At 44.5% G+C, this 16,541-nt stretch carries 14 protein-coding genes; 5 read left to right on the top strand and 9 right to left on the bottom strand.

All coding sequences use genetic code 11. The annotated features are described in order from the left end of the window. The first annotated feature begins 82 nt into the window (after window positions 1-82). Entirely contained in the window at window positions 83-238 is a 156-nt protein-coding gene (locus D2U88_RS19530) for a hypothetical protein (protein WP_182859170.1), read from the top strand. Between the two features lie 28 nt (window positions 239-266). After that, on the top strand, window positions 267-815 hold the full coding sequence (locus D2U88_RS11030; protein ID WP_119640623.1) for a carboxymuconolactone decarboxylase family protein: 549 nt from the start codon (window positions 267-269) through the stop codon (window positions 813-815). Window positions 816-870: 55 nt separating this feature from the next. Here the strand turns inward: D2U88_RS11030 and D2U88_RS11025 are convergent, their stop codons facing one another. Next, on the bottom strand, window positions 871-1,449 hold the full coding sequence (locus D2U88_RS11025) for a TetR/AcrR family transcriptional regulator (RefSeq protein WP_119640622.1): 579 nt from the start codon (window positions 1,447-1,449) through the stop codon (window positions 871-873). Window positions 1,450-1,646: 197 nt separating this feature from the next. Between D2U88_RS11025 and D2U88_RS11020 the strand changes: the two genes are divergently transcribed. Beyond that, complete coding sequence (locus tag D2U88_RS11020; protein WP_119640621.1) at window positions 1,647-4,427, top strand: M16 family metallopeptidase; 2,781 nt, start codon at window positions 1,647-1,649, stop codon at window positions 4,425-4,427. 43 nt (window positions 4,428-4,470) lie between these two features. On the opposite strand, the gene dinB is transcribed toward D2U88_RS11020, so the two are convergent. After that, complete coding sequence (gene dinB / locus D2U88_RS11015; protein ID WP_119640665.1) at window positions 4,471-5,571, bottom strand: DNA polymerase IV; 1,101 nt, start codon at window positions 5,569-5,571, stop codon at window positions 4,471-4,473. A gap of 27 nt (window positions 5,572-5,598) precedes the next feature. Between dinB and D2U88_RS11010 the strand changes: the two genes are divergently transcribed. Both D2U88_RS11010 and D2U88_RS11005 read left to right on the top strand, forming a co-directional pair. Next, window positions 5,599-6,072 (top strand): CYTH domain-containing protein, encoded by a 474-nt coding sequence (locus D2U88_RS11010; RefSeq protein WP_119640620.1) that lies wholly within the window; start codon window positions 5,599-5,601, stop codon window positions 6,070-6,072. Further along, window positions 6,066-6,746 carry a lysoplasmalogenase gene (locus D2U88_RS11005; RefSeq protein WP_119640619.1) on the top strand — a complete coding sequence of 227 codons (681 nt, stop codon included), beginning with the start codon at window positions 6,066-6,068 and terminating at the stop codon, window positions 6,744-6,746. The genes D2U88_RS11010 and D2U88_RS11005 overlap by 7 nt, the downstream gene beginning before the upstream one ends. Before the next feature lie 303 nt (window positions 6,747-7,049). Here the strand turns inward: D2U88_RS11005 and D2U88_RS10995 are convergent, their stop codons facing one another. From D2U88_RS10995 to D2U88_RS10965, 7 genes are all read right to left on the bottom strand, one after another. Beyond that, the gene (locus tag D2U88_RS10995) at window positions 7,050-7,496 is read right to left on the bottom strand and encodes a PepSY-like domain-containing protein (protein ID WP_119640617.1); all 447 of its coding nucleotides are present in this window, start codon (window positions 7,494-7,496) and stop codon (window positions 7,050-7,052) included. A gap of 31 nt (window positions 7,497-7,527) precedes the next feature. Further along, window positions 7,528-8,823 (bottom strand): Zn-dependent hydrolase, encoded by a 1,296-nt coding sequence (locus D2U88_RS10990; RefSeq protein WP_119640616.1) that lies wholly within the window; start codon window positions 8,821-8,823, stop codon window positions 7,528-7,530. A 50-nt stretch (window positions 8,824-8,873) separates the two neighbouring features. Beyond that, complete coding sequence (locus tag D2U88_RS10985) at window positions 8,874-10,007, bottom strand: AEC family transporter (RefSeq protein WP_119640615.1); 1,134 nt, start codon at window positions 10,005-10,007, stop codon at window positions 8,874-8,876. Then, a complete protein-coding gene (locus D2U88_RS10980; protein ID WP_119640614.1) occupies window positions 10,007-11,200 on the bottom strand; it encodes a pyridoxal phosphate-dependent aminotransferase in 1,194 nt (397 codons plus the stop codon). The genes D2U88_RS10985 and D2U88_RS10980 overlap by 1 nt, the downstream gene beginning before the upstream one ends. Before the next feature lie 153 nt (window positions 11,201-11,353). Further along, window positions 11,354-11,962: a TetR/AcrR family transcriptional regulator gene (locus D2U88_RS10975; RefSeq protein ID WP_119640613.1), complete on the bottom strand. Its 609-nt coding sequence runs from the start codon at window positions 11,960-11,962 to the stop codon at window positions 11,354-11,356. 8 nt (window positions 11,963-11,970) lie between these two features. Continuing rightward, window positions 11,971-13,371, bottom strand: coding sequence for an efflux transporter outer membrane subunit (locus D2U88_RS10970; RefSeq protein WP_119640612.1), 1,401 nt, complete (start codon window positions 13,369-13,371; stop codon window positions 11,971-11,973). A gap of 18 nt (window positions 13,372-13,389) precedes the next feature. Then, the gene (locus D2U88_RS10965; RefSeq protein WP_119640611.1) at window positions 13,390-16,533 is read right to left on the bottom strand and encodes an efflux RND transporter permease subunit; all 3,144 of its coding nucleotides are present in this window, start codon (window positions 16,531-16,533) and stop codon (window positions 13,390-13,392) included. Window positions 16,534-16,541: the final 8 nt, after the last annotated feature.

Raw genomic sequence — 16,541 nt, 5'->3', positions numbered from 1 at the left:
AACAAGTCAACGGGAAATCCCTCCTAACCCTTACCTCCCTTATCACCGCATCTTTGCTCTGTAATTTAAAAACAGGTAAAAGATGAAAGCAAACGATAAACCCATTTTCAACCTTATCGAAATTTTTAGAAGCTCGCCCAAGCAGCAACAACCGTTGGTCGCAGTGGAGCATTGTGAGCAAAAGTTCCATCACGATTTTTACTGTGATGCCGAGAAACCCTTCATTCAGAATTATTAATCCATTATAACATTAAATAAATTAAATCATGAGCACATTCAATGTACCTAAAAAAGAAGAAGTAAGCGCCGCCAATCAGGCCATTTTTGACAACTTGGAAAAAGCCTTGGGCTTTGTTCCCAACCTGTATGCCACCTTTGCCTATTCCCAAAATGCACTGGGCAATTATCTAACCTTTGCCAATGCCAAAACTTCTTTGAAAGCCAAAGAAAAAGAAGTAGTGAACTTGGCCGTGAGCCAAGTGAACAATTGTGACTATTGTTTGGCCGCACATACCGCCATTGGTAAGATGAACGGGTATACCGATAGTCAGATTTTGGAGTTGAGGGCCGGTAAAGCTTCTTTTGACACCAAATTGGATGCCTTGGCAAAATTGGCCAAAAACATTACCGAAAACCAAGGAAAAGCCGATGCCAGCGTTTTGGAAAACTTCTTTAATGCGGGGTGGACAAAGGAAAATTTGATTGATACCATTGTTTTGGTGGGCGATAAGACCATCTCCAACTATATCAACAACACTGTGGGCACACCTATTGATTTTCCTGAGGTTCAGCCTTTGGAAGCTATAGAAGCCTAAGATTCCAACACCTATTGAATTCAACAAACCCTTCCATGGCAATGAAAGGGTTTTTTTATTCCAATTCCAGTTCGGCAAAGAAGGTTGGGGCAATGCTTTTTGCCATATAGATGGGCCAATCGTTCTTGAACAAATGGCTTTCGGTTATCGCACTTTCGTAGAGAAGGTAAAGCCCTCCGGACATTTTTTCCGTTTGCGCCTTGGACAGGTTGGAAATGTTTCGGCCTACAACCTCACCCAAGTAAAGGAGCAGTTCTTTTTTCTGTTTTTGAATGACCCCTAAAATCTTCTTTTGGTTGGGAGAAAGTTCACCCAAGGTTTTAAGCCCCCAACATCCTTGAAAATTTTCTTCACGGTACATGTCCTGTAAAAGGTCAAAAATGGCCAACAACTGATTTTTTCCAGTCTTGCTTCGCTCCACATACTTTTTCAGGGAATCCATAAAAGCTTGGTGCCGTTGTTCCAAATAGGCGACGCAAATGTCCTCCTTCGATTTAAAATGCCCATATAAAGTGGCCTTGGCAATGCCACTTTTGTCGATAATTTCATTGATCCCCGTAGAGTTGTACCCTTGGGAGTAGAATAGATTACCAGCGGTGGTGATGATATGTTGGTGCAATTCAGGGCGTTGCATATGTACAAATTAAATAAGAAAATGCGGGTCGGACAACTAAAGCTAAGCCTAAACACAAAATGCGGTTGATATGCCAAATGAAAACCAATGCCTCCAATCTTTATTTCCTGCCATAAGTGGTTAATATAGTGATATTTGTAAACATTTTCTTATATTGTCAAGAGCAATTTATCGATCAAATAATTAAAAATAGTCAAATGAAAAAACTACTCTCGGCCCTGATATTGGGCCTTCTTTGCCTTTCCATGAACTATGGGCAAGGGTTTCAATTCACAGCGGATGATATCAACATCCAATACAAAAAATATACATTGAAAAACGGCCTTACCTTGTTGGTCTATGAAGATCACAAGGCACCCATTGCTGCGGTGAACGTATGGTACCATGTGGGTTCCAAAAATGAAAAACCCGGTAAAAGTGGATTCGCCCATTTGTTTGAACATTTGATGTTCAACGGAAGTGAAAACTACAATACGGATTATTTCCAGGCTTTGGAAAGTATAGGGGGAACCGATTTGAACGGAACCACCAATAGTGATCGTACCAACTATTTTCAAAATGTTCCGGTCTCTGCCTTGGACCAAGTATTGTTCTTGGAATCGGATCGTATGGGACATTTGTTGGGCGCCATTGACCAAGCCAGATTGGACGAGCAGCGGGGTGTGGTCCAAAACGAGAAAAGACAAGGGGAAAATCAGCCGTATGGCAAGCAATGGGATTACCTGACCAAAGCCATGTATCCCAAGGGGCATCCGTATTCTTGGACCGTTATCGGGGAAATGGAAGATTTGAATGCCGCCTCTTTGGAGGATGTACAGAATTGGTTCAAAACCTATTATGGACCTGCCAATGCCGTGGTGGCCGTAGCTGGTGATGTGAATGCGGAGGAAATCCTTCAAAAAGTGACCGCTTATTTTGGAGATATTCCCTCTGGTCCCACCTTGGAAAGGCAAGAGGTGAACATTCCCAACAAAGTGTACGATTCGCGCCAGGTATATGAAGATAGGGTTCCCGAGACAAGGGTTTTGTTTGCTTGGAACTCTCCTCAATTTGGGTCTAAGGAGGATCTTTATTTCGATTTGATTTCTTCTATTTTGACCAGTGGCAAGAATTCAAGGTTATACCAAAAGTTCATTTATAAAGATCAATCGGCCAGTGCCGCGGTCTCCTTTCAGTCTTCCAGTGAAATTGCCAGTGAGTTCATCACGTGGTTGAATGTAAAGCCAGGGCAGGATGCCGAAAAATTGGAACAAGAACTATGGGATGAGATTGATAAGTTTATCAAGGAAGGCCCGACCGAAGAGGAATTGAAAAGGGTGAAAGCTAGTTACTTTGCCAACTTTATCAAAGGATTGGAACGGATAGGTGGTTTCGGTGGTGTTTCCGATATCCTGGCATCCAATGAAACGTATCACGGGGATGCATCATATTACAAAACCCAATTGAAATATATTGAGAATGCCACTGCCGAAGACCTTAAGAAAACGGCGGCCAAGTGGTTGACCAAGGGCAAGCATGTGCTGATTTGTAATCCATTTCCAGAATACGATGTGGTTCCATCAACGGTGGACCGGAGCAAGTTACCTGCCCTTGCAGAGCAGAAAAGCTCCAAATTCCCCGATTTGCAACGTACCCAATTGTCCAACGGACTTAATGTGGTCTTAGCCCAACGCAAAGGGGTTCCCACAGTGGTCATCAATTTGGTGACCGATGCGGGTTACAAAACCGATTATCTGTCCACCCCCGGTACCGCAAAATTGGCCATGAACCTCATGGACGAAGGTACTAAGGATAAAACTTCTTTGGAAATCAATGCGCAGCTCCAATTGTTGGGTGCTTCCTTGAGTACGTTCTCCAGTCAAGATGAATCCAATGTCTACATGACAACGTTAAAACCCAGTTTGGACGCTAGTTTGGATTTGTTCTTGGATGTGGTGCTGAATCCTATTTTCCCTGAAAAGGAATTTGAACGTTTGCAAAGCGAACAGATCAATGACATAAAAAAGGAAAAGTCGCAACCCATCACCATGGCCTTGCGTGCCATGAACAAATACCTATATGGGGATGATCACCCCTATAGCAGCCCTTATACCGGAACCGGTTATGAAGATGGGGTGGCCAAACTGACCCGTAAAGATGTAGTGGATTTCTACGATACTTGGTTCAAGCCCAACAACTCAACTATAATCGTTACAGGAGACGTGGAAATGAGCGAATTAAAATCCAAACTGGAAAAAACATTGGGCAAATGGAAGAAAGGCGATGTGCCCAAAATTGTGTTCAACCAGCCTAAAACCAGCACCAAGAATACGCTATATCTGATGAATAGACCTGAATCCCAACAATCCGTCATCTTGGCCGGACATTTGACCGAAAAATATGGGGACGTTTCCGAAGTGGCCTTGGAGCAAATGGTCAATATCCTTGGGGGCGATTTCACTTCCCGTATCAACATGAATTTGAGGGAAGACAAGCACTGGTCCTACGGTGCGGGTGGTTTTGTGATGGGCTCCAAGGAAGTACGTCCATTCATTGTCTACGCTCCAGTTCAGACCGATAAAACCGCTGAATCCGTTACCGAGATACGCAAGGAAATTTCCGAGTTCACGTCTACTCGACCTGCCACGAAGGAGGAATTGGAAAAAGTGAAGACCAACCAAGTGTTGAAACTTCCAGGACAATGGGAAACCAACAGTTCCGTGAACAGTTCGGTGAGGAATTTGATTCGATATAACTTACCTGATGATTACTATCAAAAATACGACCAGAACGTTAGGACGCTTTCTGTGGATGACATCCGAAAAGTAAGCAACCAAGTCGTGAAACCGGAAAAAATGAACTGGTTTATGGTAGGCGATAGGGCCGAGATCATTTCAAAATTGGATGAACTTGGTTTTGACAGCATCATAGAAATCGATGCCGATGGCAATATGCTGAAACCAACAGTGGAGCCCATAAAATCGGACATCAAAAACTAATAGATGAACCTCCCTCTGGGAGGTTTTTCTTTTTTTAAGGGGATTAGAAATCGAACTTCAATTGCACCAACACCGATTCCTTTTTGGGTGGTTCGTCCTCTTTTTCGGTATTGAGGTTTGCCAATGAAATCCCCAACAACCGAACCGATTCTTCCAAGGGGGATTGGTATAGCAGTTCCTTGGCCGTTTCCAAGATGAGGTCCTTGCTCGAAATATAATAGGGCAGTGTCTTGCTTCGCGTCTGCAGAGTAAAATCGCTGTACTTGATTTTTAAGGTGATGGTCTTGCCTGCAATTTTGGATTTCTTCAACCGCCGTTCCAGTTCTTCGGCAATGTGATCCAATTTTTCCAGCATAAAGATTTCGCTGCTCAGGTTTTCAAAAAAGGTCCTTTCGGCCCCAACCGATTTCGGGATACGATGCGGTTTCACGGCACTCAAATGGATGCCACGAACCACATGGTAATAATATTTGCCACTCTTGCCAAAATGTTCGTCTAAGAATTCCAGGGATTTCTGTTTTAGGTCCTTGCCGGTAAAGATTCCCAATCGATACATTTTGTCCGCGGTTACTTTTCCCACCCCATAAAATTTCCGGATGTCCAGATCCTCCAAAAATTGGATGACTTCTTCGGGGTTTACCGTTTTTTGTCCGTTGGGTTTGTTGTAATCACTGGCCACTTTGGCAATGAACTTGTTGATGGAAATACCTGCAGAAGCCGTCAATCCCGTCTTGTCCAAAATTTTCTGACGGATTTCTTTGGCAATCAAAGTAGCGGACGGATTTCCTTTTTTGTTCTCCGTTACATCCAAATAGGCCTCATCCAAAGAAAGGGGTTCTACCAGATCGGTGTACTCAAAAAAGATGCTTCGAATTTGTAGGGAGATTTCTTTGTACCGATCAAAACGGGGTTTCACAAAGATGAGTTGTGGACAATTCCGCTGGGCCTGCATTCCGGACATGGCACTGCGCACCCCAAATTTTCGGGCCTCGTAACTGGCGGCGGAAACTACGCCGCGTTTGGATCCCCCACCCACGGCAATCGGCTTCCCTTTCAGCTCAGGATTGTCGTGCTGCTCCACGGAGGCATAAAAGGCATCCATGTCTACGTGAATGATTTTTCTTAAGGGAAAATCGAAGTCCATACTCAAATTTAGGGTATATTTAGTTTGATGGAACATTTGGAAATAGAGCGAAAATTCTTGGTTACCTCCGATGCCTATCGGCAAGAGGCCACTTCCCAAACCCGGATTGCACAAGGATATTTGAACACCGACCCCGACCGGACCGTTCGGGTGCGAATTATGGGCGACAAAGGTTTTTTGACCATAAAAGGAGGCCCCAACGATTCCGGTACCACTCGATTTGAATGGGAAATTGAGATCGGGACTGCCGAGGCTACCAATCTAATCGACCTCTGTAACACGGGGATTTTGGAAAAGCATCGGTATGAAGTTCCCTATGGCAACCACTTTTTTGAAGTGGATGAATTTTTGGGTGAAAACAGAGGGTTGGTTGTGGCGGAAGTGGAGCTCAATCACGAAGACGAAAAATTTGAAAAACCGGAATGGCTAGGTGAGGAAGTCACAGGTCGGAAACAATATTACAACTCCCAATTGAGCAAAAATCCCTATACTACATGGTAGCCCAAACCGATACAAAAAGAGGCACCATCAATATTTTAATATTGGTGTCCGCATGTTTGGCCATTTACTTTGGGCTGTATGAAGACAAGACCCTTTTTATGTTTCTGAAGCCGTTGACGACAATCTTGGTGATTGCATTGCTGTTATTCGCCCCAAGAAAGCGTAATGTTCGATTGGGTAATATGGTCACCATTGCCTTGGTGTTCTGTTTGCTGGGGGATGTCCTCTTGCTTTTTGAAGCCTATTTTTTATTTGGACTTGTGGCATTCCTGATTGCCCATATTCTGTTCTCTGTGGCCTTTATCCAATACAAGGGGTTTTACAAAAGCTGGATTTCCTTTTTGCTCCTGTTTGGCATTGCCGGAGTATTGTTCTTTTGGTTGAAACCCGGTTTGGGCGATTTGCTGCTGCCCGTTTCCATTTATATATTGATCATCACGTTTATGGCGTGGCAAGGGGTGGGTTTGTACCTACGGGAAAGGAACAATGCCCATGCTTGGATGGTCATGGCCGTATTGTGTTTTATGTTGTCGGACACGTTATTGGCGATTGCCAAATTCAAGACCCCGTTTTACCTTTCTGGGCCATTGATCTTGGCTACGTATTGGATGAGTATTGCCTTTATTGCGAATGCAACGTATAGCATCACCAAAGGGGGTAAAGAGACAGTTTAAAATATTTTTGTCAACAGGACTATAAAAAAGCATATCAAGACAAAAATTAGAGATAATACTAGGCCTACTCTGGAATAATAGGCATAGAGACCAATTTCTTTTCTTTTTTTGTTAAAGGCATCTGGAAGAGTTACAAACATTAAATAGAGACATATCATTAAAATAAACGATGCTGATAAAATTGGATATGCATTCATAAAATCAAAACAAAGAGCAAAAAAATCCCTTGATAGTTTTTTCATGCTTTTTGTTTTATAAATGATAGACAATCAATGCGATGGACTTCTTCATCATCTTAACAAATCACTCCTCCCTCAAAGAGACCAACTCCCCTTCGCTGCTGATAAAGATTCTCAACTCTTCATCTTTTTCAAGTTCAATATTATAGCCAGTACTGCTATCAGCATTTTCCACATATTCAATTTCATCAATGCGGTAGTCCTTGAATTTTTCATTCAATAGGTTCCAAACTTTTTCCGGTAGGTCTTTTTCCTCGATTTCATGTTCTGTTCTCACCCAGGTGCCATCCTCCGTAAAAATAGCGGCATATTCTTCCCCGTTCATGTCAAATTCGGCCTCCCATTCGTTGGCGGATTCCTTCATCCAACCTACACTGGCCATATCAGGGAATTTTTGGGCAAATCCGTTTCTGGCACCTTCAGGCGCATTGGTATAGATGTAATACATATAGATGGCCACTCCAATGATGATGATGGCGGCGGCTCCGATGAAATACTTTTTCGTGTTCATTTCTGATGATTTTTATTTCTTGGTCTAATTTTTAATCCAGTTTTTTATCGAGGGCCAAAACGGTGTTCAAAAGTACATTGGCGCCGTTGGCCATATCCTCAGCCGAAGTGAATTCTTTCGGGGAATGACTGATGCCCCCTTTACTGGGCACAAAGATCATCCCAACAGGTGCGAATCTGGAAACATCCTGCGAATCATGCCCCGCCCCACTAGGCATATATTGAAAGGTCAACCCAAGAGCCTTGGCAGAGCTTTCTATTTCTTTTTGAATGGAAGGGTCCGTCAATGCAGGTTCCGATGTGGTATCCAAAGGCAAAAACTCCACAGATACATGGGAGGCCTCGGCAATTTCTTCAGTTTTTTTCTTGATGGCCTGATAGACTTTTTCAATCACTTCTGCGGAAAGATCCCGTATTTCCAAACTGGCCACGACCTTCCCTGGAATCACGTTGGGTGCTCCAGGTTCTGCCCTTATTCGGCCTACCGTACCTACTTGGGTACCCTCAAAACCATTGGTGATCTCGTTCACGGCCACGATGAATTTGGCGGCTGCCAACAGGGCATCTTGTCTGGCGTTCATGGGCGTGGTACCGGCATGGTTGGCAAAGCCCGTAAAGACCACATCCCACCATTTGAGGCCCACAATGCCTTCCACAACACCGATGTCCAGATTCGCTTTTTCAAGTTTCCCGCCCTGCTCAATATGGAGTTCCAAAAAGGCTGCCAGGCTGCCAGTTTCACGGATAGCATCTTTTATTTTTGTGGTATCCCCACCGATTCTCATAATGCCCTCGCCCATGGAATATCCTGTGGCATTGACCACAGGAAAAGCGGCTTTGGTCAAATTTCCGGCCATGGCACGACTGCCCATAACCCCACCTTCTTCATTGGGGAAAATGATGACTTCCAAAGGATGCTTGGTCTTGATGTTGTTTTCTATCAAGGTCTCGATAACCTCCAAAGCGGCCATGGAGCCCACACAGCCATCATAATTACCCCCATGGGGCACCCGGTCAATGTGTGATCCAAAAGCTATAGGTTTTTTAGAGGCGTCCTTTCCCGGTTTTTTTCCAATGATGTTGCCGGCGGCATCTATGGTTACGGTCATGCCAAAACCCTTAAGGGTTTTTACCACCCAGTTCCGGGCTTCAATATCTGCATCGCTAAAAGCAACACGTTCCGTTTCACCGTTTTCTTGAAGTCCGAATTTGGCCAAATCGAAGATGCGTTTTTCCAAACGGGCCTGATCGACCTTTGGGTTGTTTTTTTGTGCAGATAAGACTCCAATGGTAAAAAAGCAAATGAGGAAGATGGAACGTGAAAACATGATAGCCTTGATTTCTTGAAAGGTAACAATTTACAAGAAACTTACCGTAATTATGCGTTCTCGGTGGCCGGGGATTTTATTTTAAACCCCAAGCTTTTCAAACCGGACCATTTTTTGTTCAACCCACCGAACAAAGGAATGGCAAATCCCACGCCCAAAAACAAAACGGAAATCAAGAAGATGTTGTAGGTGTGCACAAAAAAGGAGCCGCTGTTCAATATGCCCAAGATGAGCATGGTGGACAACGGGAAGGAAAGTGCCAAAATAGCCACCCCATAATCACTGCTAAACGTTTTTTTCTTGTCCTTCAAATCCATTTCCATACCATCCACTGCGGCAATATGGGCATAGGGCCAGAAACTACAGGCACTCAACCCGAAGGCCAAGATCAATAGAATTTCATTTTGAGTTTCAATTCCGGCCACGGAAACAAAAATTCCTGAGATCAACAACACCAATCCTGCCCGGGTACATAGGAGTGAAAATATCTGAAAAAATTGCTTTCTCTTGATTTTCACCGCCAAACCAATGAAGAGCAATACCAACGGGGTCATGATCATGCTCAATTTTTCAAGTGTTTCACTCAAAAAGAAGGGCAAGGAATGCATGGTAAAACCAAAACCCAAAAGCAATAGGGCTGCGGCAATAAAAATATTCACGGGTTCCGAGACCATGGCCTTCATAAGGGGCTTAAGCTTGGTTCCGCCATTTTTGGGCTGATCGAACTGGAGACCATAATGCCAGTTCATGGCAACGAGGTATAAGAAAAACAACACAAAAATCTTGTTCCCCAAATCGGACATGGCCGCTTTGGCCAAATAATCCTCCCCTAAAAATTCAAGAATAAAGGGAAAGGATGATAATCCGGGTGCCAGCGAGGGTATCAACAATTTGGCGGTACGGAACTCAGGGGTTCCTTTTCTGACGCCCACAAGGGGCAAAATAAGGGGCACGGCCAAGAACAAAAGCAGGTTAAGCCCAAGGGCCAATACGGGCAATATTAAAAGATGTAATTCCACCTTGATGCCCAACAACGCAATAAAAATGGTTGCGGGCAGGGCAAGGTTTAGAATTATTTTTTTGATTCCCGTTATCTCTTCCTTGTTTTTGAACTTTGCCTTGAGCAAGATTCCAATGAAGATAAAAAAGAGGAATACAATAGTTTTTTGAAATCCAGTATCCACTATACCAATACTTTATCGATGGCAGCGGTAAACATTTTCATTTCGTCCATGGTTCCCATACTTACCCTGCACCAGTTTTTGTCCATAAACTGGAAGGCACGTACACCTACCTTCAACTCCGTCATTTTGTTCAAGAACTCCTTTCCTTCCATCTCAATGGGGAAAATGAGAAAACTGGTATGGGAAGGCACATAATCGAACCCTTTTGCGGCCAAGCTTTTATATACATATTCCCTACACTCGGCGTTCAAGGTCCTTGATTTTTCAATGAAGGCCGCATCGTCCATGGCAGCCATGGCGGCGTATACGGATGGAAGGGAAATGCCCATGCCGCCTCGGGTGATATTTTGCAAACGGTTCAACGTAGCTTGCTGGGCCACAATGTAACCTACCCTAAGGCCGGCCATACCGTGAATTTTGGAGAAGGTTCTGGCAATGATGACATCCTTGCCTTCATTCACCAAGGAGACCATACTCTTTTTGGCTCCTTCGTCCAGGAACCACAAATAGGCCTCATCCACGAACACAGGAACCTTTTCGGATACCCTTGAGCAGAAATCCACCAATTCCTGATGGTCTGTCATGGTTCCGGTCGGGTTGTTGGGATTACAGATGTATACCAATTTGGTCTCGTCATCAATGGCTTCTTCCATGGCCTTAAGGTCATGCGACCAATCATCCTTTAATGGAACGGGTTTCCATGTGGCACCAACGGATTTGGCAACTTGAATTAGGGACATGTAGGCTGGGTCGGCAGAAACCACATTGCCTCCGTTCATGAAAAAGACCATGGCCGTTTTTTCCAAAAGGTCGGATGATCCTGGGCCCATCATGATGTTTTTACTTTCCACACCTTCAAAATCAGCGATTTTGTCCACCAGTTGGAACAATTCTTTCCAGGCGTACCTATTTCCTCCGGCAGCAGAATTCTTGAAGGCTTCCAACGCCATGGGCGATGGTCCATAAGGGTTCTCGTTAGCGTTCAACTTAGCGGTAAGTGGAGCCAGAGGTACAGGGGTGTCCGGCAAAAATTCCTTGAAAAATGGACTATATATTGCATTTCCTCTGACATCCAGCTGTAGTGGAGTTCTAGGGGTTTCAGCTATTCCAAAATATGGAAGGGCCATTGCTCCACCTGCGGTGAGCATACTTTTTCTGATCCAGTCTCTTCGGTTGATGTTGGTTGTTCCCATTGATTTTTGAGTTTTTAGCAAGAATTTAAAATTAGGCGATCATTTCGCTAAATGCAATGCTAAAAACATAAAAATCAATATGTTAAAATAACATAATGACAAAACAAGACCACGCATATTTTCATATTGTCATTGTTTTGGCCAAAATTGTTGTCATTTTTCTAATGGGGAGGTGGAAAGGTATTCCAAGGTCAGAACGCCCCTTAGGTTATTGATGATGATATGTTCCAACAATTCTTGGATGCTATATTCCTCAAAAAGGGTGGGGCTGGAGTAGACCATCTCTTCCATTCTGGACAAAAAAAGCACACATACGAGCTTCACCTTGACCTCTTTTCTGACCTGACCCAATTCTTGGGCTTTTTTCAATAGAGGACACACCAGGTCCCAAACAATGTCTTTTTTAAAACTTGAATATTCCTTGTATGCATTGGGGTAATATTTGGCAAGTCCATACAGAAAAGAAGGGTTGATTTCCTGTAAGGTCATCAACCCTAGTTTATAAATATAGATTATGGTGGTCAGGGGCTCATTCTCATTCGGATTTTGCTCCATGTAGCCATTGATATTGGCCCTTAATTTGTTCAAAAGGAAACCAAGACTTTCTGAAACCAATTCCTCCTTGCTGTCAAAATACCTATACAGTGTTTTTTTGGAAATACCCAGATCATGGGCCAACTCGTCCATGGAGAACCGTTTACTGCCGAACTTCGTAAAGTTCTGAATTGCATAGGCCAATATGTCCCTTTTGTTCTCCAACATGGATCAGTTTATTTCCAGCCGCCACCAAGTGCCCGGTAGAGTTCCACAATGGCATTCAATTGTCCATATTGGGAATCCACATAGCTAAGTTCCGAGTTCAAAGCATTTTGTCTTGCGGTGAGCACTTCCAAATAATTGGCAAGACCATTGTTCAACAGCTCTTCAGAATAGTCCTCGGCTGTAGAGTAAGCTTCGAGTTCCTTGGAGCGGGCCAATAGTTTCTCAGACTCCGCATTGTAGGTATAGAGCGCATCTGAAACTTCCCTTCCGGCCGTTAACAATATTTTCTCATAGGATAAAAGGGCCTTTTCCTGTTGGGCTTTGGCCACTTCCATTTGGGTACGCAACCTTCTTCCATTAAAGATAGGTTCGGTCAAGGAACCGATCAATTGGGAAAACAAAGAACTGGCATCCAACCAATTTTCAAATTCCAAGCTTTGGAAACCGCCATTGGCGGTCAGTTTTAAGGAAGGATACATACTGCTCTTGGCTACATTGGTCAGCTCAAAGGCATTAATGAGCCCATATTCGGCCTGCATCACATCAGGGCGATTGGCCAAAAGTAGATAGGGAACACCGGTTTTTAGATCGGTATCAATGGATTGGTCATCCAATTTTCCCCTTAATACTTCGTGGGCCGGTTCTCCCAACAAAATACAGAAAGCATTTTCCAAAAGCTTGATGTTGTTCTTCAAATTGATCAAGATGATTTCCGTAGTGTGCACTTGGGCCTCGGTTTGTTTAACCGCCACTTCGGTCACCTGTCCAGCATCTTTTAAGGCCTGCGTGGTCTCAAGACTGCTCTTTCTGGCTTCGAGGGTCTGTTCAGCGATTTCCCTTTGTTTGTCCAACGCCATTAATTGGTAATAGGTACTGGCAATACCGGAAACCAAGTTGGTCTTTACCGCTTGATGGGCCGCTACACTTTGCAGGTAAGAGGCACCATACGCCCTTTTGTTGCTTCGTATCTTTCCCCAAACATCAGCTTCCCATGATAGTGACCCAGAAAGTTCATACTGCTCCAAAGGCCTTGTAAAGAAGCTCCCGAACTGGCTGTTCCCTGAGTTTTTGGTACGGGTAAAACTGGCTGTTCCGGATAATGTGGGGTAATACCCTGCTTTTCCTTGTTTGAGATAAGCTTCGGCAGCCACTACATTTTGAAGGGCAATGCGGATGTCGAGATTGTTCTCCAACCCTTGGGCAATGTAGGACTTCAGCTGTTCATCGTTGAAAAGGTCTTTCCATGACACATTGGCCATGGAAATACTGTCCTGGGGCAATTGGTCCGTTCTGTACAAGCTTTCCGTTTCCAATTCCGGCCGCGAATAATTCTTGGCCACAAAGCAGGATTGCAGTAACAGGGGAGCCGTTAGCAACAAGATGAATTTATATGTGGATTGTATTTTCATGATTCTTTGGCGTTGTTGTTAAGCAATGGTTTTTTCAGTGGGTTCAGGTTTTCCGGAGATGCGCTCCTGTAATGCTTGGAACACCACAAAAAGGACCGGTACCACAAATACCCCCAATATGGTTCCCACAAGCATTCCTCCCACGGCGCTGAGTCCTATGGATTGGTTTCCGATAGCCCCGATTCCTGATGAAAGCGCCAGTGGCAACAGACCAAATATGAAGGCAAAGGAAGTCATCAAAATAGGGCGTAACCTGGCCCTGGCACCATCTGCCGCAGCATCGAATAACGATAGTCCCGCCCTTCGTCGTTGAAGGGCAAATTCCACAATCAAGATGGCGTTCTTGGCCAACAGACCGATCAACATGATGATGGCAATTTGGAAATAGATGTTGTTCTGCAAACCACCCAAGTTGATGAAGAGGATGGCACCCGCAATCCCTACGGGAAGGGAAAGCAAAATGGATAAGGGCAAAATATAGCTTTCATATTGTGCGCTCAACAAGAAATACACGAATACCAAACTCAAAATAAAGATGAGGATGGTCTGTGAGCCTGCGTTGCTCTCTTCACGGGTAAGCCCGGAATAGTCATAGGTATAAGAGGTAGGCAATACTTGTGCGGCGACTTCCTCAATGGCATTGATGGCATCACCGGTACTGTATCCAGCATTCGGAACCCCAGTGATTTTTACAGAACTCAACAAGTTGAATCGTTCCACCACCTCTGGCCCATAAATCTTTTTGAGGGTCACGAACTGGCTTACCGCAACCGACTCATCATTTTCGTTTCTAACAAAAATATGGTTGAGGGAATTTTCATTGGCACGATCTTCCGGCTTCGCTTGAATCATTACGCGATACTGTTTTCCAAATCTGTTAAAATCGGTGGCGTAGATACCTCCATAATATCCCTGAAGGGCATTGAAGATGTCGGTTGCGGAGAACCCGGCCATTTTCACCTTTTCCATATCGATGTCAAGGTTATATTGGGGGAACCCTGGATCAAACTGCGAAATGGCGTATTGGATTTCGGGCCGTGCATTGAGGGCCCCCAAAAATTGATTTTTCACATCGTTGATGGCCAACCAATCCTCTCCCCCCTTGCTTTGCAATTGGACTTCAAAACCAGAGTTGGTACCAAAACCTTGTATACTGGGTGGGGTAAAGTAAATAATCTGCGCATCATTGAAAGCGGCCGAAGTCGCGTACAGTTTCTGCATGGTGGCATTAACGGATAAGGAGTCTGCCTTTCGTTTGCTCCAATCCTTCAATTTCATGATGGAAAAGGCATAAGATCCAGCACTTACCCGGTTCAACAAACTAAATCCGGCCACACTCATCCGGGCATCGATTACATCCATGGACTCATAAATAGAATCCAGTTTCATGATGGTTTCCTCGGTCTTTTCAATGGTCGTGCCGGGAGGCATGCTCACATTGGCGAAGATGATGCCCCGGTCCTCATCGGGTACAAATCCGGATGGGGTAGTTTTGAAAAGGTAAATGGCAAGTCCCGTAAACGCCAATAATAGCACGGCAGTAATCCATTTTCGTTTCACCATACGCCCAACGGCATTGGTATATTTATTGGTGATGGCCGTAAACCCGACATTGAAGGCCTTAAAAAAGCGGGTCGTAAAGTTGGATTTGTGGCCCTTTTCAGGATCGTGCGGTTTTAGGAACAGGGCGGCCAATGCCGGACTCAAGGTTAAGGCGTTGACAGCTGAAATCAAGATGGCTACCGCCAAGGTAATCCCGAACTGTTGGTAGAATACCCCGGATGATCCTTGGATAAAGGACACGGGAATAAATACCGCTGACATGACCAAGGTGATGGAAATAATAGCTCCTGAAATTTCACCCATAGCTTTTTTGGTAGCGCTTTTGGCCGAGGTGCCGCCTTCTTCCAGCTTTGCATGGACGGCTTCTACCACCACAATGGCATCATCCACTACAATACCAATGGCCAAGATCATGGCAAAAAGGGTAAGCATGTTGATGGAGTACCCAAAAATCTCTAGGAAGAAGAAGGTTCCCACAATGGCGACGGGTACCGCAATGGCCGGAATCAAAGTCGACCTGAAATCCTGTAAAAAGAGGAACACCACAATGAATACCAAAATAAAGGCCTCGATCAAGGTCTGTACCACGTGGTCAATGGAGGCATCCAAGAAATCCTTGGAGTTGAACGGAATCACATAATCGAAACCTTTTGGGAATTCGGCTTTGCTCTCCTGCAAAATGGACTCTACCACATCAATGATTTCCTTTGCGTTGGAGCCAGAAGTTTGATACACCCCAACAGCTACGCCAGGATAACCCATTCCCGAGTTTTTCCTTACATAGCTAAAGGCCCCCAGTTCTATATCGGCCACATCCTTCAAGCGAAGGAAACCGCCATCATCCGTGGTTTTTAGGATGATGTTCTCATATTCGCTCACTTCGGAAAGGCGACCTTTGTACTTCATCACATATTCGAAGATCCCATCGGCATTTTCCCCGATCTTTCCTGTTGCCGCCTCTCGGTTTTGCTCCCTCAAGGCAGCTTGAATATCCGCGGGCACCAAGTTATAGGCAGCCATTTTATCCGGGGAGATCCAAATCCGCATGGAATAATCCTTGGATCCGAACACGTTTACGTTACCGACCCCCTTGATCCTTTGAAGTTTCGGAACCAGATTGATCTTGGCGTAGTTTTCCACAAAGGTGGCGTCATAGTTCTCATTCTTGGAAAAAATGGAGAAGAAGAGCAGGGCACTGTTCTGTGCCTTTTGCGTGGTTACACCGGTATTGATTACTTCTTGGGGCAACAAGCTATTGGCTCGGGCCACCCTATTCTGAACGTTTACCGCGGCAATATCGGGATCAACACCCAGTTCAAAAAATACGCTGATGTTGGCCGCACCGTCGTTACTGGCGGAAGAGGTCATATACGTCATGCCCTCCACACCATTGATCTGTTCTTCCAAAGGGATGACCACACTTTTTAGTACGGTCTCGGCATTGGCACCCGTGTAATTGGCATTTACCTGAACGGTCGGTGGAGCAATTTCAGGATATTGTTCTACGGGTAATATACTGAGCCCCAAAATACCCAAGATCAAAATGATCACGGATATTACTGTGGACAGTACGGGACGATCTATAAACTTTTGGAACATATATTAGT

It is taken from the genome of Flagellimonas aequoris (assembly GCF_003584165.1).
Lineage (GTDB): Bacteria > Bacteroidota > Bacteroidia > Flavobacteriales > Flavobacteriaceae > Flagellimonas > Flagellimonas aequoris.
The sequence above is the reverse complement of the archived record's forward strand: the minus strand, read 5'-3'. Positions and strand labels throughout refer to the sequence as shown.